Raw genomic sequence first — 18,762 nt, forward strand, 5'->3', positions numbered from 1 at the left:
ACTTGTTATGAAGGAAAACAGAATCGAACAATCGGAAAATCTTTATTGCAACTTATATATATGTGCCTTTATTGGCGGCGATGACAAAACAAAACCGAACGGGACGGTCGATCCGCGTTCGGTTTTGCTTCTCGCTTGATTTCATTGGGTGGTGGCAGTTTCTTTGTCTGCAGCCGCCTCGTCATGCGCCAGCGGAGCGTCAGTTTCAGCCCATTGCGGGCGCCAAGCAATGCAAAGCGCCCCGCCGATGATGCCTAAAATCGTGCCGATGAGAAAGCCGCCTAACGCGCCCATGATCGACAAGATGGCGCTGAACATGCCGATGATGCCAAACAGTGTCGACAGGCGCGGCATTGCGTAGGACAACGCGGCCATAAGCAACACCATCCCGCCGAGGAAAAAGCCGACGAAAACGGTGCTGCCCGGGACGAGCGAAATTTCGTATAAGTGCGCTGGAATCCATAGAATGATCAAGCCCGACAGCAAGAGAAGCGTCGCTCCCCAAAACGGCCGCCGCTGGCGCCAACGCCTGAACGTCTGCCAATAGGAACGGGTCATAGCAATCATCCTTGCTTATTTCAGTTTCTCAAAGTATACTTTCATGCCTGGAAGCGAAACTTTTTGCTGGAACAAATAAACGGTTTTTAAGTCCCCGTTTTCGATTGAAATGCTATCGGCTCCTTGGGTGAACTCTTGTGCTGCTTTTTGAACGGGATCTTGTACATCGCCTACATAGTTTTCTTTCATCGTCAAGCTGCCGAAGGTGATGTTGCCGTTAATTTGCGTTGCTTTTTGCACGAGCCCATCGATCGATACTGTTCCGCCGGCTTCAATGACGACGCGGAGACCGAGCGCTTCGAAGTCCTTGGAAATTTTGAGTCCTTGGATGCTGGCATTTTTGATTTCGTTGACAAATACCGGCGTTTGTTTCGTCTCTCCAGATTCCGCCATCCCCCCGTACATTTTAAAGCCTTGCCCGTTGAGCTTGTCAAATTGGACGGTAAATTCACCGACTCCGCCGAGCGGCAAGGCGTACGCGACCCCCGTGATCCCGAAGAGGGACAATAGGGCGCCGAGAAACAGAAACCCTGCGAGCAGTGCGGCGAGCAGCGGCTTTTTCGCCGTATGCCCCCCAATGATGACCGATTTTGTTGCCATTTCCATGGCTGTTCTCCTCCCCCTTTTGAATGAGAATGGTTGTAAGCGTTTTAGTAAATCTGTTTAAATTTTATGACAATTATTTTTCTCATTGAATCCCTATGTTTGTCGGATTTTTTTCTGCTCCTTCCCGGGTTGTGACGGTCAAAAGAAGGGAATGGGCAGCCACATGATGCAGAAGCCTCAGGAATTCGGAGGTGAAAGCGCATACACCGTGCGATTTTCGCCAAGTTTTGCCTGACTCCATTTCGGGCTCCTCAAAGAAACTCGGCACTCAATACCGGGTGGGAGGGGGGCCAATCGCTTGATGAAGTTTGGGGCAATAAAATATCAGCGCTGGAAGGAAACATTGGTTTCTCCGTCATTCTACGGGACTGCTGGTTTAAAGAAAAATGAGGCTCAATCATCCCGCTTCTCAGATCGGGAAGCTTACAAATGTTGCTCCTCTTGACACCCAAGAATCAGGAGAAATGGCTGTTTTCTCCTGGCCCTCTACAGGTCAATCGGAAAACAGAACTACGGAAATAATATGATGGTTGTGAAAATATGTTTGGTGCAATATAATCATAAAGGGAAACTGAAAATAGCAAAGGAGATGATGACGATGAAGAAGCGAAAGTGGTTTACGCGTGCTATGGCTGTTCTTTCTCTGTCGCTGTTGCTCGGCGCTTGTGGAAACGGTAACAACAATGGAGGGACAGAGCAAGAAGGGGCCAATGGGAAGCAAGGCGGCGACGTGAAATTCCTCAGCATTGCCACCGGCGGGACGGGCGGAACGTATTATCCGCTTGGCGGGGCGTTTGCCGATATTATCAAAGATGAAACGGGTATCGACGCTAATGCCATCACTTCGGGGGCATCGGCGGAAAACATGGCGATTTTGGATGCGGGCGATGCGGAAATTGCGTTTGCGCAAACTGACATCGCGACATATGCCACAGAAGGAAAGTTAATGTTTAAAGAGAAAATTGAAAGCGTGAAAGGGATTGCGACCCTTTACCCGGAAACGATTCAAATTGTCACCACGAAAAAATCGGGCATTCAGTCCGTTGAGGATCTAAAAGGGAAAGTCGTTTCTGTCGGGGAAGCGGGCTCGGGAACGCGGGCAAATGCGGAACAAATTTTGGAAGTTCACGGCATGACGTTTGATGATATTGAAGTGCGCAATTTGTCGTTTGATGATTCCGTCTCCGGCATCCAAGATGGCACGATTGACGCCGCTTTTATTACAGCCGGAACGCCGACGGGAGCGGTGGAAGGCTTGTCAGCGACGGAAGACGTTGTGATTGTGCCGATCGCTGAGGACAAAATCAATGCGCTGATTGAAAAATACCCGTACTATGCGAAAGATGAAGTGCCTCAAGGGACGTATAAGCTAGCGGAAGCGGTTCCGACGGTCGCCGTGCGCGCGATGCTCGTCGCTCGGGCGGACCTGCCGGAAGACACGGTCTACAACGTGACGAAAGCGATTTTTGAAAACTTGGATAAGGTCAAACATGCCAAAGCCCAGCAAATCAAGCTGGAACATGCGCTGGATGGCATGTCGATCGAGCTTCACCCAGGAGCGAAGAAATACTTTGATGAAAAAGGAGTTAAAGCGGAATAACGGTGTGGCAGGAAGGACTGGCCGGGGTCATGGCGCCAGCCCTTCCTTATTTCCGCGGCCGCGAAGGAGGGCGGCTGATGCGAAAACGGGTCATAGCGGTCAGTGTACTTCTGGCGGCGGCTGCCGTCTTCTTTCTCCCTTTCCGCCAGGTGGTCGCGTTTGAAAAGGATGGTCGGGTCGCTGCGTATATCCCGATTTCTCAAGGGGATACGTTCGCGATTCGCTATACGCATTCGATCCACCGTTCAGATGTCGAGGAAACGTATAAGGTGTTGGCTGACGGGACGATTGAACAAATCGCTCTCACTTATGAAGATACGGCGGTCGGGATGCCGGCGAACGCGGCGCCAGGGGAGACATTTACGCTTCGGAATGGAAAATACTATATTACCGGCATGGAGCGCAAATTTCCATCCATCTTGTTGAGCATTGGGCGGGTTGTCGCCAACCATCGCGTCGTTTATGAAGGGAAGACGGTGACGTTAAACACAGTCATCCCTCCCGGCTCCATTGTCCGCATCAAGGTGACACGACTATCATTGGTTCAATGCTGGAAGGGAGTGAACTTGTTTGACTGAGAAGTTTGAACAGCTATCCGCTGAGGAGCAGCAACAATTGCTGGAAAAATACGATCCGGAAGCAGCGACGCGCAAATTGAAAGGGCCGCTTGGCTGGATTGCCTTTTTCGGGCTGCTTTCCTTTTCACTCTTTCAGTTATATGCTTCGATTTTTCAAACGCTTCCAAAACAAATTTTATTGTCGATCCATTTAGGGTTTGCCTTGTCGCTTATCTTTTTATTGTTTCCGGCGCGGAAAAAACATCTTCACCGTTCCAGCGTCGGGATTGTGGATATCATTTTGTCGTTATTGTCGATCGGGGTGGGCGCATATTTGCCGCTGATGCTCGATGACATCGTCCAACGCATCGGCATTATGACGCCGCTTGACTTTACGGTTGGTTTGGTCGCCGTGCTGCTTGTGCTTGAGGCGACGAGGCGGGCGGTCGGGCTGCCGATTACGATCATCGCCTCGCTATTTTTGCTGTATGCGTATTTCGGGCCGTATATGCCGGGATTTTTGGCCCATCGGGGCGTTGATTTGGAAGGGCTCGTCAAAACGATGTTTTTTACGACGGAAGGTATTTTCGGTACGCCGCTGTACGTATCGGCGACATACATTTTCGTCTTCTTGTTGTTTGGCGCATTTTTAGTGAAAACGGGTGTCGGGGAGTATTTTAATGACTTGGCGCTCGTTGTCGCCGGGAAGCGAATCGGCGGTCCGGCGAAGGTGGCCGTGTTCTCCAGCGCGCTCCAAGGAACGATCAGCGGCAGCTCAGTAGCGAACGTCGTTACTTCCGGATCGTTTACGATTCCGATGATGAAACGGCTCGGATACGGAAAAGAGTTTGCCGGCGCTGTGGAGGCGACATCGTCCACCGGCGGCCAGCTCATGCCTCCGGTCATGGGAGCGGCAGCGTTTTTGATGGTCGAGTTTATCGGCGGCATTTCGTATTGGGAGATCGCCAAAGCAGCAGCGATTCCAGCGATTCTATATTTTGCCGGCATTTGGATGATGACGCACTTTGAAGCGAAGCGAATCGGGCTGCGCGGGTTGACAGAGGAAGAAATGCCGAACCGGAAAGAAGTGCTCGGAAAAATTTACTTGCTCATTCCGATCCTTATCGTTATTTTGCTGCTGATGAGCGGAATGAGCGTGATGCGGGCCGCGCTTTGGTCGATCGTTGCGATCATTGCGGTCAGCGCGTTGAAAAAGGAAACGCGGTTAGGATGGCGTGACATTATCGGCGCTTTGGTTGACGGAGCAAGAAGCGCGCTGTCTGTGGCGGCGGCGACAGCGGCCGCCGGGATTATCGTCGGGGTCGTGACGAAAACCGGCCTTGGCTTAAAAATGGCAAACGGGCTAGTGGACTTATCGAACGGGATTTTGATTTTAACGCTCTTTTTCACGATGTTGACATCGCTCATTCTCGGCATGGGGTCACCGACGACCGCGAACTATGTCATTACGTCAACGATCGCTGCACCGGCGATCATCGCTTCCGGTGTGCCGGAACTGGCGGCTCATTTGTTCGTCTTTTACTTTGGCATTATTGCCGATATTACGCCGCCGGTGGCGCTTGCGGCGTTTGCGGCGGCCGGCATTTCCGGAGGGAAGCCGCTACGGACCGGGGTGATTGCGTCGAAGCTAGCGATTTCCGCGTTTATCATCCCGTACATGTTTGTCTTTTCACCGGCGCTGTTAATGATTGATACGACGCTTCCATATTTGATATGGGTCGTCTTTTCCGCGTTTATCGGCATGTTGGCCATTAGTGCGGGGATGATCGGCTTTTGGTACCGGAAGCTCAACATTGTTGAACGCATCATTGCGGTTGCGACAGGGTTGCTGCTGATTTATCCGGAAACAATCAGCGATATCGTCGGATTGGTCTTATTTGCGGCCATGTTTGCCATTCAATATGCAGCCGGAAGACGGGAACGGACGCAGAAAACGGCATCATAAAAGTCCGATTTGAGCAAACCGAAAGGCAGGCGCTCATCTAGACGAGGCCTGCCTTTTGCTTGCGGTTGCGACGGGGCGGTGACATCATCTAGCGCTTTGCGGACAAGCTATTGCGTTTTCATCTATGGATGCAGGCCCGCCAGTTTCTTGCGCTGCCACTGAAGAAAAGAATAGCGTCAACAGCAAAGTCGGAGCTGCTTTTTTGGGCATCAAATGGGAACCCGGTTCAGGTGATGAAAAGGAACCGGCCGTGTTTGAGTACGGACATCTCCGACGCGGCAATGGCTGATGGCGCGTCGTCGTTGTTTCCTTGTTTTGTTTTTGCTATGATGGGGATAGATTTGGTTGGCTTTCACTATAGAAAACCGGGCAGCTTGCCTGAAACAGGCGCCTAAGCGGCTGAGAACTGCCCGCCTAGTGGGCCGGTGATTGAAAAAGGCCAATGTAAAAAGGTTTCCTTCATTGAGAACGTCTGTTTTTCTGTGAAAATGCGCCGCCTTAATGCGTCATTTTCATGCCAGGGTGGGGAGCAAGGCTTGCTCATGAATGTTTTTTTGAGCAATAAAAAATCATTGATGGAAGGACATCGCAGTTTTTCACCGGCCTTCTGGGAGCAGCAAACAACAGCTAGATGATGAAAAGGGAAGGATGGGAGAACGCATGGATGATCGCACATTTCGCAACGCGATGGGGAAATTCGCAACCGGCGTGACGGTTGTGACGACCGCGTTTCAAGGGGAAGCAAAAGGGATGACGGCGAACGCGTTTATGTCCGTTTCGCTTGATCCGAAGCTTGTCGTTGTCTCGATTGGTCATAAAGCACGGATGCATGACATCGTCAAGCAAACCGGGAAGTTTGCCGTCAACATGTTGACGCGCGATCAGGAGGATTTGTCGCGGTTGTTTGCCGGCCAGCTGAAGGAAGAGCGGGATGTGGCGTTTGAATGGGTCGATGGCCACCCGATTTTGCCGGATGCGATGGCGAATATTTTATGCAACGTGCACAGCTCGTACGTCGCCGGCGACCATACGCTCTATTTTGGCGAAGTGACCGATATTTTGATGAAAGAGGAACCGGGTGACCCGCTCTTATTTTTCGAGGGGAAATACCGAAGCATTGGCCAATAAGGATGGAGCAGGCGTACGGCAGCCCGCCGAGACATCGGTCGTTCGGTTCACATGAAAGCAAAGGGTGTCCCAAAAACAACGGGACACCCTTTTTCATGGCTGTCTATATGGGCAGAACGCTCCCATAAGGCCGTATTTTGCCTCTCTTGAGGAAAGGCGGCCTTTTCGGCCGGCCCTTTGTCATTTTTTCAACACATCGTGGTCGACGTACCGTTCGCCGTTCAGTTCGCTAATGACGTTAATGGCGACTTTCGCTCCGTCGCCGGCAGTGATGATCGTATGAACGCTGACGCCCGCCACGGTGCCAGCCGCCCAAATGCCGTCGATGTTCGTTTTGCCGTTTGCATCGACGGCGATGACGGTTTTGATGCGCGGTTCGGTCGCCGGTTTCGTGCGCAATCCGATTGTTTCCGCCAGATCGGTGGCAACGCCGGTAGCGAAAATGACGTGTTTTGCCTCATACGAACCGTTGTCGGTGTCAAGCCGGAATCCGCCGTCCGTTTTTTGAATGTCCGTTACTTGTGCGGTCACCAGTTCAGCCCCAAACTTGGCTGCTTGTTTTTTGCCTGTTTCGATTAAATCCGGACCGCTGATTTCCGGGACGCCGTAATGATTTTCCACCCAAGCGCGTTTGGTCATGCTTTTGTCGTTGTCCAATACGACTGTTTTTTTTCCTGCCTTGGCGGCGAAAATCGCAGCGCTCGCCCCTGCCGGCCCGGCGCCGATAATGGCAATGTCGTACATCGTAACAGCCTCCCTTTGTTTGAATATTGGCACTATGAATAGTGTAGCATAGGTGGAAACAAGGTCCAAATGATTTGATTTATAAAATGATATTTATTATCAAATTGTATTTACTTTAAATAATCGTGCGTGTATAATTAGGAAGCAGAGGGGATCACAAAGGAGAGACGAATCAATGAGCAAAGCCATTATTTGTGAACAATGCCGACATCCGGTACGGCGCCTGAAACATTCGTTGCTTTGCCGATGTGGAATGAAATTGGTCGTTCAAAAATAAGATGGTGAACAAAGATACAGTTAGGTTCAAGTGGGAAACCGGCGAATGGCGCCGGTTTTTTTCTGTCCTTATTTTTGTCGGCGGCGAATATATAGAAATAAAACCGCATTTTTGATGAGGGTTGGTGCCGCTGATGCACGACAAACGGGATTTAGGGGTCCGATTGGCCGCTTTTTACCGCGAGATGGCGGAATGGATCGGGCAAAAACGGAAACATTTTCCGCTTCCGTCTCATGAAGAAAGCCGGGATCAGTTGCTCGCTTATTTATATATGAAAGAGCATATGCCTCCTGATTTAATGGAAGCGCTGGAAGAAGAGGGATTGCTGCTTGGCGGGCAAGAGCCTCATCTCATCGCGACAGTGGAACAGTTTTTGACTTATTTGCGCACGCCGTTTGATCGTGGGGAGGAGATCCGAGCGGTGACAAGAAACGAAGCGAAACGGCTGCTTGACGAACGAACGGAAGCGATGTTTGGCCCATCCGGTCGTTCCCAGCGGACACGCATCATGGTGACGATGGACGAAGCGTGGGCCGATGAGCCGGATATCGTAGAGCGGCTTCTTTTGTACGGCATGGACATTGCCCGCATTAATTGCGCCTACGGTTCACCGGAAACGTGGGAGACGCTGGCGGCTGTCATCCGCCGGGCGGAAGAGCGCCTGCAACAACAACTGCTAGGGAAGCGATGCCGCATCTATATGGATTTGCCGGGCCCGAAAATTCGGGTTGACCGGCTTGCCGTTCATACAGGGCCGGTGAAGCTGACCGTGCCGAAAAATGAATATGGGGAACCGGTTCAACCGTTGGCCGGGATCATTTCTTTCGGTCCTTCGCAACCGCTTTCCCCGCTTCCTCATGATGTTTCGTTCATACTGCAGTTGACGGCCGAGGAGGAGGCGGTCGTGGAGCAAGGAGACGATCTGTTTTTTGCCGATGTGCGGGGGAGAAAACGAAAATTGAAGGTGATCGAACAAATGGGGCCGTCTTGTTTTAAAGTTCTTCTGTCACGGACGGCCTATGTGCAAAAAGGAATGAAATTGTGGCGTGGGTCGGCGCTGTTTACCCTTTCTTCCGCCTTGTTTATTCCGATGAAAGCGTTTGTCAAAACCGGGACACCGCTCTATATTTATTTCGATGACGCCCAGTTTGCGGCTGCAAAGGACGAACGCGGCGTAAAAATGACGACCACATTGGCAAAAGCATGGCGCAACGTGCGGGCGGGGGATCGGCTGTATTTAAACGACGGCCAAATTTTGGCCAGGGTCGTTAAAGTGCATGAACGGTGCGTGGAGGCAAAAGTCATCGCCGATGGAGGAAAGCGGAAAACGATCAAGCAAGGGACGGGCATCCATCTTCCCGATTCGTTCATCCATTTGACCGTTCCGCCGCTCACCGACCGTGATCTCGAAGTGATTCCGTTCATCGCGGAGCATGCGGATATGGTGGGATTGTCGTTTGTCCATACGCCGTATGACTTGCGAAAGCTTTATCGTTTGCTTTCAGAGCAAGGGGCTTCTTCCCTTCCGGTGGTTGCGAAAATCGAAACGAGGGAGGCGCTCCACAACTTAGCCCGCATTGTGCTTGAGGGGCTAAAGCTCCCGGCGTTCGGGGTGATGATTGCTCGCGGCGATTTAGCGCTTGAAGTCGGATTTGAACATATGGCCGCCGCCCAGCGCGAGATTTTAATGCTATGCCGGGCGGCCCATATTCCGGTCATTTGGGCGACGCAAGTGCTTGAACAGCTAGCGAAAAAAGGACTGCCATCGCGTGCGGAACTTTCGGATGTGTTTCTCGGCAAGCAGGCGCAATGCATCATGCTAAACAAAGGAGCGCATATCGCTGAGGCGGTTCGCTTGTTGGCGTTTTTGCTTGCAAACGAAGACAGCCACGTCGGGCAGTGGACGGATCGGCTCTCGTCTTTGGAGTAAACGGACTCTGGTATTCGAACGACCTAGATGTTTGGGGGCTTTCATGATCCGCACACACTCCATTCCAAAGATTCTCCTTCCTTCTTTTTTCGACATAAGCCCCCTAAACCCCTGCCTTGGCGTGTGCTTTTTCACCGGCCTTCTAGAAGGTTGGTGAAAAACCGCTGTTTGCCTTGATCGATGATTGAACGCGTGAACATAGAGGCTGATGTAACAAGTTTTTTCCACTTGGGAAACGATTCCGAGAAGCGGTTGCGCGAGTAAATCACCAGCCCGCTAGGCATGGGTGTGAAACGGTATCCGTTGGGGGCGATGGCGCGACTTGGAAATGGTGGCTTCGCGGAACTTGCCGTTGATCGACGGGGAGGGGAGTTCCCCGCTTTTTTGCGCCTTATATGTAAACCTTTTTTATAAATAAGGTTTACAAAATAGAAGCCGTTTCGATAAAATAGAAGCAATAATGGGAGAGGAGGGGAAAGATGCACATTCGTTCCTGGATTTGGGCGGCGCTGTTTGCGGCGTTGACGGCCGTGGGCGGAATGATCAAAATTCCGGTGCCGTATGTGCCGTTTACGTTGCAAATCGCGGCGGTGTACTTGGCCGCGTGCTTGCTTGGGCCGAAAATCGGTGCGCTCAGCCAGCTGTTGTACGTGTTGGTCGGATTGGCGGGGGTGCCGGTGTTTGCTGAAGGGGGAGGGCTCGGTTACATCTGGAAGCCCACTTTCGGCTATTTGCTTGGATTCATCGCTGGGGCGTACACAAGCGGGTGGCTGATCGAGCGTTTTCGTTGGACGAAAGGGGTGCAACTGTTTGCCGCCAATCTTGCTGCCTTGGTTGTCGTGTATTTATGCGGGGGCCTTTGGTTGTACGGCGCGATGAAATGGATCGTGGAAAAACCGTTGACCGTCGGGCAAACGATTTGGTTTGGAGTGTTGCTTCCGATTCCTGGGGATCTTATTCTTTGTGCGGCCTGTTCGCTTGTCGCTGCGCGCGTTTGGCCTCGCGTTCGGCCGGTCATGACAACAGAGCGGTTAGGGGGATGATCAACGATGGGAACGGCATTGTTCATAACGGGAACAGGGACTGAAATCGGCAAGTCGGTCGTGACATCATTGATCGTGTTGGCGTTAGAGCGTCTTGGTTGTTCAACTTGCGTGTTCAAGCCGGTCCAAACCGGGATGGCTGACGATGGAATTTCGTTTGCCGAGCAGCATTGGTATCAACAAGTGGTTCAGCTTTCGCATTTTGAAGGAATGTACCGCATGGAGCCGGCGATGTCCCCGCACTTGGCAGCGGCGCTGACCGGCACCTCCATCGAACCTGAGCGGATAGCTGAACGGTTGGCATCGCTGCGGCAGCGCTATGATGTCGTGCTTGTTGAAGGAGCGGGGGGACTGGCCGTTCCATGGTGCGAGCGCGGCGGACGATGGTACATGACGTGCGATTTTGTCCGCGACTATGAGCTGCCGGTGATTCTCGTGTCGCTTTCGGGTCTTGGCGCGATTCACCACGCGGTAACGACCGCAACATATGCCGAGACGCAAGGCGTCCGTGTGCTCGGTTTAGTATTTAACCAGTTTGACGAGCGTGAAGTGATTCATCGAAACAACATTGAGACGATCACGGCGATGCTCAAGCTTCCTGCCTTCGCTACGGTGCCACCGTTTTCGGCTGTTACGAGGGAGGAATTAGAGGCGTTTGCCGGGCAGTGGATTGAACGAAAGGAAGCGGCAGCGCTATGGGAGGTGCTTGCTGTTGAAGTATAGCTATGAGCAGCTCGAACAATGGGACAAGCAGTATGTTTGGCACCCGTTCACGCAAATGAAACAGTACGTCAACGAGCGGCCGCTGATCATTGAGCGCGGAAAAGGCAGCTATTTATATGATGTGAACGGTCGCCGCTATCTGGACGGGTATGCATCGCTTTGGGTCAACGTCCATGGCCATAACGACCCGGAGCTGAATGCGGCGCTTCGCGAACAATTGGAGAACATCGCCCATTCGACATTGCTTGGCTCGGCCAACGTGCCGTCGATTTTGCTGGCCAAAACATTGATCAGCTATTGGCCGGGGATGGCGAAAGTGTTTTATTCCGACACGGGAGCGGCAGCGGTGGAAATCGCGCTAAAAATCGCCTATCAATATTGGAAAAATATCGATCCGGTCAAGTATGCGAAGAAAAACAAATTTGTCTCCCTGAAGGAAGCGTACCATGGCGATACGGTCGGGGCGGTGAGCGTTGGCGGCATGGCAACGTTCCACCGCATTTTCGCGCCGCTTCTGTTTGAGCGAATCGAAGTGCCGTCGCCGTATGTGTACCGCATGGAGAAATACGGGAGCGAACAAGATGTTGTCCGCTATTGTTTGAATGAGTTGGAACGTGTGCTCGCCAGCCAGCACGAACACATTGCCGCCGTCATTGTCGAACCGCTCGTTCAGGGGGCGGCGGGAATCATTGTTCACCCGCGCGGGTTTTTGAAAGGAGTGGAGGCGCTTTGCCGCCAATACGGGGTGCTCCTTATTTGCGACGAGGTCGCCGTTGGCTTTGGCCGCACCGGAACGATGTTCGCTTGCGAACAAGAAAAGGTCGCTCCTGATCTTGTCTGTCTCGGCAAAGGGATTACCGGCGGTTATTTGCCGCTCGCGGCAACGCTCGTCACTGAAGAGGTGTATGCGGCGTTTCTCGGCGAGGCGGATGAAGACAAGACGTTTTATCACGGCCATACATATACGGGAAACCAGCTGACGTGTTCCGTGGCGTTAAAAAATATCGAGCTCATAGAACAGCGCGGCCTCATCAGCAGCGTTCAACAGAAAGCGCGCCGGCTGGCCGAACGGTTGGATGCGCTATATGAGATTCCGATCGTCGGCGACATCCGGCAAAAAGGGCTGATGTGCGGCATTGAAATCGTGAAAGACCGAAGAACAAAAGAAGTGTTTCCACGCGCCGCGATGGTCGAGCACCGCATCGTTCTCGAGGCGCGCCAAAGAGGACTGATCATCCGTCCGCTCGGACCGGTATTGACGTTCATTCCGGTTCTCTCCATGAGTGAAGCAGAAATGGACGAGGCGGTGCGCATATTGTTTGACTCGATCGCCTGTTTGTACGAACAGGTGCGTATGGAGCGTTTGTAAGTTGGGGCGGCTAGATTGCCGCCTGTTTCTTTTGGCCTGATTGGGTGCGAGCCTAGGCAACGGGTGTGTATCATACATACAGTGAGACTAAGGGCAGGCGGAAGGAGGGAAGCAAGGTGAACCATATCGATATGACGGATGCGCGCATCTGGCGGCCGTGGGGCTTTTGGCGGCCGTTCGGTTTTCCGTTTTTTGGCGCTCCGTTTTTTGGCGGCTTTTTAGGCGGGCTGCTCGGCAGCGCATTGTTCCCGCCGTTTTTCTATCCGTACTGGTATGGCCCGATTTGGTGGTGAGAAAGGAGCAAGGGTTGGGCGGACAGCCCACCCTCTTTTTTTGTTTTGTGCATATGAATAAAGTACCGCATCTTATCCATGAAGGAAAGGAGAAAGAAACGATGCCATTTCCAGGTTTGTTGTTTGGTGCCCCGTTCATCGGCGGGTTTTTAGGCGGATTGCTCGGCGGCGCCCTCGCTCCGCGCCCGTTTTATCCGTACCCGCCATATCCGCCGTACCCGGGCTGGTGGTATTGAACCTAGCCATGAAGAATAAGCATCCCGTCGGTGAAACAGGGATGCTTATTCGATGATTCCGGTGTCGCGGATCGTCACCTCGGCGGTGACGCGGATCGGAAGGTGGCTGTAGTTCTTATAAAAATCGCGGTGGCGAAACTGTCGGTAACGGCTCGCGGCCAGATCGCCGAAGCCGATCGGATCGATGTGTTTTTCTTGAAAACGGCGGAGAAGAGCCGCGGTTTTCGAACGAATTTGTTGTTCGAATGTTTTTTCGACAGACTTGCGGACATCGAATGTGAATGCCCCACGTTTGTATTCGCGTACGACTCCTTCAAGCGCAAGATGAACATGAATATGCGGGCGGGTTTTTGGTCCTGAAAAGGAAATGGTCCGCTTTGTTGAGATATTTTTAATGGATACGTAGTGTTGGCGATTCAATCGGATCGTATGGGTACCTTCACTGTAGGCATCGGCTGCGATTTTAAAGTAGAACATATCACTCCGCCCAATCGTATCGACCATCCGATCGTTGCGAAAGAGAGCAACACCGATCACTTGTACATCTTCACCCACCCGGCGTATATATGGCAAAAAAGGATCTTTTCCGTCCGCATAGTACGTTTTTAAAAATAAATGCAAATTTGTTTTGGGCAAATCGCGCTGCTCGATATTTTGTTTTAGTAAGTTCGAGAGATAAATGCCGCTTCCTTGCCGGCCGTAACGTCCTTCGAGCAAACGTTCAGCTGTCCCATCGACCACCGCCAAATACAGTCTCGTCCCGATGCTCGCATCGCGGTGGAATTGATCGACAAAGGGAAAAATCCCTCGTTTGGCCAGGCGTTTTCCGTACAAGGCGGTCTCAATGCTTCCGTTGACGAGCGGCTCAGATGTTTTATATTGCAGTTCTTCGAGCACGTCTTTTGCCGTGGGGGAAACGGCTGTCAACGTTTTGTTTGCTGTTTCTCCTTTTTTGTAAACCGGGATGAGAACGGTTCCCCGAATTTTCTCTTTTCCTGCTTCGTCAAACCCGACCGCGCTTTCAATGTTGATATCATCCAAAATTTCTTTGCGAAGACAGCCGCAAAGGATCGCGACGGTGAACCCGATCAACAGAGCGGTTCGTATGCTCATACGTTTCCTCTCACTTTCTTCACAATATATGTAATGCCTGCAAGACAAGGAATCCATATATAAAGGAAATAAAAGCCGACTCTGTTTAAAATGGTGTTAACGAAGTCTACTTCTTTGCGGTCATGAATGAGCAGCGTGCTGAAAAAACAAATGGCGGCAATGACGAGCAACGCAGTTTTTTGGCGGACCGGAAAAAGCTGCCTGCATATCCGTGAAGAACACCATAATCCTAAGCAGACGTTCGGCAAAATAATCAGCAGCCAGTTGGCGATGCCGATATATTCGAAGCGTTCAATGAACGGCAATTCCACCATTTTCCACATCGTTAACGTCGGCCAAATTTGCCGCTGCAGTTGTTTTTCGCTAAAATATGCCAATGTCAATACGGTAAGCAACGCATAAAACAATGTCGTCGTCAATAAGGCGGCATGCGCCCATTTGGCGGACTGGTTTCCGCGCTTGATAAAAGGGTAAAAGAGCAAAATCGTTTCGTATCCAAGCATCGTCAATGTCATTTGTTTCGCCGCCTTCACAATGGTTGAAGGGGGATGATCCAATATCGGAAGCAGCTGGTAAAAGTCAGTGTAATCAAGGACAAACCAAAAGGTAAACAACAAATAGCTCGGAATGATCAAGCAAAAAAAGCAAATGCCGACAACAACCCGGAATCCGCCAACGGTAATGTATAGACAAAGAAACAAAAATGCGAGTGAAAATTCCCATGTTTTCAAGTCAGGAAACATCCATACTTGAATCACTTCGATATATGTGCGCAGAACGACAAAGGCCATAGCGGCAAAGTAAAGGGCAAGCAATGACGAAAGGGCTCCTCCGACCCAGCGGCCGAAAAGGCGCTGATGAAGGAGGAGGAAATCGCCATCTGCCTGTTGCAGCAACCAGTATAGCACGATGAGAATCAGATGGGACGAAGCGCCGGCAAGCAGGACGGAAATCCAGGCATCATGTCCGGCTGTTTTCGCGATGACCCGCTGAAATCCGAGCACTCCGACACCGATTTGCATGGACACGATCACAAAAAAGGTCATGAAAGGTGAAACTTGTAGACGTTCGGCAACAGAAGCCATCGTCGTCCTCCTGTCGGTTTGTCATTCGTCGATGTCCCGTTTTTCTTTTGCCTTTTTCCTATTAAAGCGAATGGGCTGCTCGGGCCGCAATGTTTCCGGCCGTTTCGATTGGCTTGTAAACGGCAGGCGGATGAGCGCGTCTTTTAAATCCCGCCAACGGGGCGGATATAAAGGAGCAAGGAACGGACGACCGAGCGAAGTTAAGTAAAGCAGATGGGTCATGACAATACAAAAACAAAAAGCAACGCCAAGCAACCCCCACATTTCAGCGAACAGGATAAAGGGAAAACGCATCAAGCGAATGGTGTTCCCGATTTTATAAACGGGAGTAGTAAAGGAAGCCAGTGCGGCGAGCGCCACTAAGATGAGCAAAACATTGCTTGTCAAACCGGCTTCAACGGAGGCGGTTCCAATAACAATCCCGCCCACGATCCCGATCGTTTGGCCGACTTTCGTTGGGAGCCGCGCCCCGGCCTCCCTCAATAGCTCAATCGTTAGTTCGAGAAACAACACTTCCAAAATGGGTGGGAACGGAATTTCCCTTCTTGATGTAATCAAGGTGCCGAGTAAATCTTTTGGAATCAGTTCGTAATGATAGTTCAACGTCGCTACATAGATCGGCGTGATCAAAATGGAAAAGGTGACCGAAAACAGGCGGATGAGACGGAAAAACGATGCGATCGTCCAATTGAGAAAATAGTCTTCAAAGGATGAAAAAAATTCCACTAACGTCGTCGGACCAATCAACACGTGCGGAGATCCATCCACCATAATTGCTACTTTTCCTTCGGCCAGCACGGCAGCGACTCGGTCCGGGCGCTCCGTATCGAGCAGCTGCGGAAAGGGGGAGTGCCGGTTGTCCGAAATAATTTGTACGATATAAGAGCTGTCGATCATCTCGTCAAATTCCACTTGTTCGATGCGCTGAAGAACCGTTTGGACGTTGTCGGGATTAGCAATGCCATCAATATACACAACGGCGACTTTCGTTTTCGACAGCGTTCCGACCCTTGTCATTTTGACCGTCAAACGGTCGATCGGGATTCGTTTGCGCAATAAGTACAAATTTGTTTCCAACGATTCAATAAACGACTCCTTCGGGCCGACGACGCTAAATTCCACTTCGGGGATAGTGAGTGTCCGTTCCAATGTTTTTTGCGCCTTTATGAGCAGCCCGGTTTCGTCCGTTTCATGAAGGCGGATGAATAAATATCCCTCGAGCAGTTTGGCCTTTACATCATTTGGGTCGCTAGAGATATAGGCGTCGTCGATCGGAAGAGCTTGGCGTATATCTTCTAAAGATGAAAACGGACGATGAAACAAGTATGGGAAAATAGAGCGAGCGACAGTTTCTATATCAACCATCGGCTTGATATACGACACCCATAGATAGAGACCGGATGTGTCGTTCCGGTACACTTTCGTTTGGAAATCCATCGAGCTTCCTAATGTTTGCAGCGTCGCCCATACGGATGGCGGTGGAGCTGTCATCCCTCTCCCCCTTTGTGTTGAGACTTTCTCATTGTCAGACGAGAAAGAGGATGTCCGCGCGCACTAGAGGACATCCTCGTTTGCTTTCTTCACTGCAGTTGGTTTCCTTGATAAGGGAACTGGCTGGTATACCCTTGGAACTGCTGGTACGTTTGCTGGAGCTTTTGCGGATCAGCCGCTTCGAGCTTGTACCAGCCTTTTTTAAACATTAAATTGTACAGGTCGCGCTGGCAGTTTTGCGTTTCCGTAAAAATGTTCATCATATCTTGGTATAACGGTTGGTTGCTCGCCTCATGCAAAAACACGCTGTAAGAGAGCGTCATATATTTTTCCGTCGTCAACATATCGTTCAAAAAGTCGCGCTCATTCATTTGCGGTGTTTTCGGCACTTGCGTTTCCGGGTTTTGCACTTGTCTTGTGTTCATGCGGCTTTCCTCCTTTTACATGACCGGCGGTTGCGGCGGGTTTTGCAAATGGCGCAAAATCATGTTGTAATGGCGCTGGTGCATTTGCCCGGCGCGCTCGATCGCTTGCACCACCTCGGGATCGCGGCATTGCGAGGCGAAAAAGTGCGCTTTTTTCGCTGCGAGCAAGTTCCATGACATCATATCGGAAAAATACATGGCGTCTTTTGAGGACACCATTTGCGGCGGCTGCGGCATCGCCGCTTGCGGGTTCATTTGCGGTTGTTGCTGCATCGTTTGTCGCTCCTTTCACTCATTGTTCGCTTGTAGATTGTCCATCGGGTGGAAAATTATACACAAATAAAAAATAAACAGCAGGGAAAAAACATATTCAATGGAGCGGAAACATGGTACAATAAGGGTGGTGAATGCGTTTCCATACAAGGGGGCTTACAACTGTGGAGCAACTGATGCGAGACTTTTTCTTGTTCCTGTCGAAAAATAAAACGTTGACAAAGTTGGCGAAGCAATACGGCCTCCGCTTCGGCGCTTCGAGATTTGTCGCCGGCGAAACGATTGATGAAGCGGTGCGCGTCATCCGCCAGCTGAACGAAAAAGGGTTGGCCGTCACGGTCGACTACTTAGGGGAATTTGTGGACAATGAGCGGGAAGCAAACGAGATGGCAAGGCACTGTCTTGAGGCGATTGAGGCGATCAGCCGGGAAAAATTAAACTCGCAGCTGTCGTTGAAAATGACATCGATGGGGCTTGATATTTCCGATGACCTTGTGATGCGCAATATGCGCCGCATTTTAGAGGCGGCGAAACAGCGCGGCGTGTTTGTGACGATTGACATGGAAGATTACTCGCGCTGTCAAAAGACGCTCGATATTTTTAAGCGGTTGAAAACAGAGTACGATAACGTCGGCACGGTGCTGCAGGCGTATTTATACCGGACGGAAAAAGATATTGACGATTTAAAGTCATACCGCCCGAATTTGCGTCTCGTCAAAGGGGCGTACAAAGAATCGCCGGAAGTGGCGTTCCCGGACAAAAAGGATGTAGATGAAAACTTTAAAAAGATCATTAAACAGCATTTGCTGAACGGCAACTATACGGCGGTGGCGACGCATGACGACGCCATCATTGAATATACGAAGCAGCTCGTCAAGGAATACAACATTCCAAACAGCCAATTCGAGTTTCAAATGCTGTACGGCATCCGCCCGGAGCGCCAAATCGAGCTGGCGCGCGAAGGGTATACGATGCGCGTGTACGTCCCGTATGGCACGGACTGGTACGGCTATTTTATGCGCCGGCTGGCTGAGCGCCCGGCCAATGTGGCGTTCGTCTTAAAAGGGATGATCCGGAAGTAGGGGGAGAGCGGCGGCAGCGCCGCCTCCGCTTTCAAGGTCGGCTTGGGCGACCGTTGCGAATCAGCGGAGACGAAACGCCAGCGGCGTTTAGTCTCCTTGCATATTATGCTTTTTGTACTGCTGGTTTTGGCTTGTCCGCTTGCCGCCGCCGTCCGCCTCAACCGTCGGGCCGGCGTTTCCTTTCACGCTGGCTGCACTGACGCCGCCTTTGGACGGATTTTTTTTCACCCGAGCCATCGCCTTCACCTCCTTTTCCTAGTATG

20 protein-coding genes are annotated in these 18,762 nt (G+C 51.3%); 11 read left to right on the top strand and 9 right to left on the bottom strand.

Annotation, left to right across the window (positions count from 1 at the left end):
- Positions 1 to 141: 141 nt before the first annotated feature.
- Positions 142 to 558: a DUF6114 domain-containing protein gene (locus GS3922_RS01070; RefSeq protein WP_225995603.1), complete on the bottom strand. Its 417-nt coding sequence runs from the start codon at positions 556 to 558 to the stop codon at positions 142 to 144.
- A gap of 15 nt (positions 559 to 573) precedes the next feature.
- Positions 574 to 1,164, bottom strand: coding sequence for a DUF6230 family protein (locus tag GS3922_RS01075; protein ID WP_063164807.1), 591 nt, complete (start codon positions 1,162 to 1,164; stop codon positions 574 to 576).
- A 598-nt stretch (positions 1,165 to 1,762) separates the two neighbouring features.
- Here GS3922_RS01075 and GS3922_RS01080 point away from each other — a divergent pair.
- The 4 genes from GS3922_RS01080 to GS3922_RS01095 all read left to right on the top strand — a co-directional run bounded on the left by GS3922_RS01080 (position 1,763) and on the right by GS3922_RS01095 (position 6,415).
- The gene (locus GS3922_RS01080; RefSeq protein ID WP_063164808.1) at positions 1,763 to 2,764 is read left to right on the top strand and encodes a TAXI family TRAP transporter solute-binding subunit; all 1,002 of its coding nucleotides are present in this window, start codon (positions 1,763 to 1,765) and stop codon (positions 2,762 to 2,764) included.
- Positions 2,765 to 2,841: 77 nt separating this feature from the next.
- On the top strand, positions 2,842 to 3,342 hold the full coding sequence (locus GS3922_RS01085; RefSeq protein WP_063167272.1) for a DUF1850 domain-containing protein: 501 nt from the start codon (positions 2,842 to 2,844) through the stop codon (positions 3,340 to 3,342).
- The gene (locus GS3922_RS01090) at positions 3,335 to 5,287 is read left to right on the top strand and encodes a TRAP transporter permease (protein ID WP_063164809.1); all 1,953 of its coding nucleotides are present in this window, start codon (positions 3,335 to 3,337) and stop codon (positions 5,285 to 5,287) included. Before GS3922_RS01085 ends, GS3922_RS01090 begins: the two co-directional genes overlap by 8 nt.
- A gap of 660 nt (positions 5,288 to 5,947) precedes the next feature.
- A complete protein-coding gene (locus tag GS3922_RS01095; protein WP_063164810.1) occupies positions 5,948 to 6,415 on the top strand; it encodes a flavin reductase family protein in 468 nt (155 codons plus the stop codon).
- A 180-nt stretch (positions 6,416 to 6,595) separates the two neighbouring features.
- On the opposite strand, the gene GS3922_RS01100 is transcribed toward GS3922_RS01095, so the two are convergent.
- Positions 6,596 to 7,159, bottom strand: coding sequence for an FAD-dependent oxidoreductase (locus tag GS3922_RS01100; protein ID WP_063164811.1), 564 nt, complete (start codon positions 7,157 to 7,159; stop codon positions 6,596 to 6,598).
- 410 nt (positions 7,160 to 7,569) lie between these two features.
- On the opposite strand from GS3922_RS01100, the gene GS3922_RS01105 reads away from it, so the two are divergent.
- The 6 genes from GS3922_RS01105 (at position 7,570) to GS3922_RS18300 (ending at position 13,030) form a co-directional block, all read left to right on the top strand.
- On the top strand, positions 7,570 to 9,366 hold the full coding sequence (locus tag GS3922_RS01105; protein ID WP_063167273.1) for a pyruvate kinase: 1,797 nt from the start codon (positions 7,570 to 7,572) through the stop codon (positions 9,364 to 9,366).
- A 479-nt stretch (positions 9,367 to 9,845) separates the two neighbouring features.
- Complete coding sequence (locus GS3922_RS01110; RefSeq protein ID WP_063164812.1) at positions 9,846 to 10,409, top strand: biotin transporter BioY; 564 nt, start codon at positions 9,846 to 9,848, stop codon at positions 10,407 to 10,409.
- 6 nt (positions 10,410 to 10,415) lie between these two features.
- Positions 10,416 to 11,132 (top strand): dethiobiotin synthase, encoded by a 717-nt coding sequence (gene bioD, locus GS3922_RS01115; RefSeq protein WP_063164813.1) that lies wholly within the window; start codon positions 10,416 to 10,418, stop codon positions 11,130 to 11,132.
- Positions 11,122 to 12,501, top strand: coding sequence for an adenosylmethionine--8-amino-7-oxononanoate transaminase (bioA, locus tag GS3922_RS01120; protein WP_063164814.1), 1,380 nt, complete (start codon positions 11,122 to 11,124; stop codon positions 12,499 to 12,501). The genes bioD and bioA overlap by 11 nt, the downstream gene beginning before the upstream one ends.
- A gap of 116 nt (positions 12,502 to 12,617) precedes the next feature.
- Positions 12,618 to 12,794 (top strand): hypothetical protein, encoded by a 177-nt coding sequence (locus GS3922_RS17760; RefSeq protein ID WP_168157865.1) that lies wholly within the window; start codon positions 12,618 to 12,620, stop codon positions 12,792 to 12,794.
- A 101-nt stretch (positions 12,795 to 12,895) separates the two neighbouring features.
- Positions 12,896 to 13,030 (top strand): hypothetical protein, encoded by a 135-nt coding sequence (locus tag GS3922_RS18300; RefSeq protein WP_020961144.1) that lies wholly within the window; start codon positions 12,896 to 12,898, stop codon positions 13,028 to 13,030.
- Positions 13,031 to 13,075: 45 nt separating this feature from the next.
- On the opposite strand, the gene GS3922_RS01125 is transcribed toward GS3922_RS18300, so the two are convergent.
- The 5 genes from GS3922_RS01125 to GS3922_RS01145 all read right to left on the bottom strand — a co-directional run bounded on the left by GS3922_RS01125 (position 13,076) and on the right by GS3922_RS01145 (position 17,417).
- Positions 13,076 to 14,143 (bottom strand): Ger(x)C family spore germination protein, encoded by a 1,068-nt coding sequence (locus GS3922_RS01125; protein ID WP_063164815.1) that lies wholly within the window; start codon positions 14,141 to 14,143, stop codon positions 13,076 to 13,078.
- Complete coding sequence (locus GS3922_RS01130; protein WP_227412627.1) at positions 14,140 to 15,189, bottom strand: GerAB/ArcD/ProY family transporter; 1,050 nt, start codon at positions 15,187 to 15,189, stop codon at positions 14,140 to 14,142. Before GS3922_RS01130 ends, GS3922_RS01125 begins: the two co-directional genes overlap by 4 nt.
- Positions 15,190 to 15,249: 60 nt before the next feature.
- Entirely contained in the window at positions 15,250 to 16,719 is a 1,470-nt protein-coding gene (locus tag GS3922_RS01135) for a spore germination protein (protein WP_063164817.1), read from the bottom strand.
- An 89-nt stretch (positions 16,720 to 16,808) separates the two neighbouring features.
- Positions 16,809 to 17,144 carry a spore coat protein gene (locus GS3922_RS01140; protein WP_063164818.1) on the bottom strand — a complete coding sequence of 112 codons (336 nt, stop codon included), beginning with the start codon at positions 17,142 to 17,144 and terminating at the stop codon, positions 16,809 to 16,811.
- A 15-nt stretch (positions 17,145 to 17,159) separates the two neighbouring features.
- Positions 17,160 to 17,417: a hypothetical protein gene (locus GS3922_RS01145; protein WP_063164819.1), complete on the bottom strand. Its 258-nt coding sequence runs from the start codon at positions 17,415 to 17,417 to the stop codon at positions 17,160 to 17,162.
- Between the two features lie 164 nt (positions 17,418 to 17,581).
- On the opposite strand from GS3922_RS01145, the gene GS3922_RS01150 reads away from it, so the two are divergent.
- A complete protein-coding gene (locus GS3922_RS01150; RefSeq protein ID WP_063164820.1) occupies positions 17,582 to 18,499 on the top strand; it encodes a proline dehydrogenase family protein in 918 nt (305 codons plus the stop codon).
- A gap of 87 nt (positions 18,500 to 18,586) precedes the next feature.
- Here the strand turns inward: GS3922_RS01150 and GS3922_RS16960 are convergent, their stop codons facing one another.
- A complete protein-coding gene (locus tag GS3922_RS16960; RefSeq protein WP_082816511.1) occupies positions 18,587 to 18,736 on the bottom strand; it encodes a YuzL family protein in 150 nt (49 codons plus the stop codon).
- Positions 18,737 to 18,762: the final 26 nt, after the last annotated feature.

Source organism: Geobacillus subterraneus, from assembly GCF_001618685.1.
Taxonomy (GTDB): domain Bacteria; phylum Bacillota; class Bacilli; order Bacillales; family Anoxybacillaceae; genus Geobacillus; species Geobacillus subterraneus.

Bases quoted from the DNA above. Each gene is read 5' to 3' on its own strand.
- GS3922_RS01105 (WP_063167273.1), top strand. From the start codon at position 7,570: ATGCACGACAAACGGGATTTAGGGGTCCGATTGGCCGCTTTTTACCGC.
- GS3922_RS01130 (WP_227412627.1), bottom strand. From the start codon at position 15,189: ATGACCTTTTTTGTGATCGTGTCCATGCAAATCGGTGTCGGAGTGCTC.
- GS3922_RS01140 (WP_063164818.1), bottom strand. From the start codon at position 17,144: ATGAACACAAGACAAGTGCAAAACCCGGAAACGCAAGTGCCGAAAACA.
- GS3922_RS01135 (WP_063164817.1), bottom strand. From the start codon at position 16,719: ATGACAGCTCCACCGCCATCCGTATGGGCGACGCTGCAAACATTAGGA.
- GS3922_RS01110 (WP_063164812.1), top strand. From the start codon at position 9,846: ATGCACATTCGTTCCTGGATTTGGGCGGCGCTGTTTGCGGCGTTGACG.
- GS3922_RS01125 (WP_063164815.1), bottom strand. From the start codon at position 14,143: ATGAGCATACGAACCGCTCTGTTGATCGGGTTCACCGTCGCGATCCTT.
- GS3922_RS01095 (WP_063164810.1), top strand. From the start codon at position 5,948: ATGGATGATCGCACATTTCGCAACGCGATGGGGAAATTCGCAACCGGC.
- GS3922_RS01085 (WP_063167272.1), top strand. From the start codon at position 2,842: ATGCGAAAACGGGTCATAGCGGTCAGTGTACTTCTGGCGGCGGCTGCC.
- GS3922_RS01080 (WP_063164808.1), top strand. From the start codon at position 1,763: ATGAAGAAGCGAAAGTGGTTTACGCGTGCTATGGCTGTTCTTTCTCTG.
- GS3922_RS01070 (WP_225995603.1), bottom strand. From the start codon at position 558: ATGACCCGTTCCTATTGGCAGACGTTCAGGCGTTGGCGCCAGCGGCGG.
- GS3922_RS18300 (WP_020961144.1), top strand. From the start codon at position 12,896: ATGCCATTTCCAGGTTTGTTGTTTGGTGCCCCGTTCATCGGCGGGTTT.
- GS3922_RS01100 (WP_063164811.1), bottom strand. From the start codon at position 7,159: ATGTACGACATTGCCATTATCGGCGCCGGGCCGGCAGGGGCGAGCGCT.
- GS3922_RS01145 (WP_063164819.1), bottom strand. From the start codon at position 17,417: ATGCAGCAACAACCGCAAATGAACCCGCAAGCGGCGATGCCGCAGCCG.
- bioD (WP_063164813.1), top strand. From the start codon at position 10,416: ATGGGAACGGCATTGTTCATAACGGGAACAGGGACTGAAATCGGCAAG.
- GS3922_RS01075 (WP_063164807.1), bottom strand. From the start codon at position 1,164: ATGGAAATGGCAACAAAATCGGTCATCATTGGGGGGCATACGGCGAAA.
- GS3922_RS16960 (WP_082816511.1), bottom strand. From the start codon at position 18,736: ATGGCTCGGGTGAAAAAAAATCCGTCCAAAGGCGGCGTCAGTGCAGCC.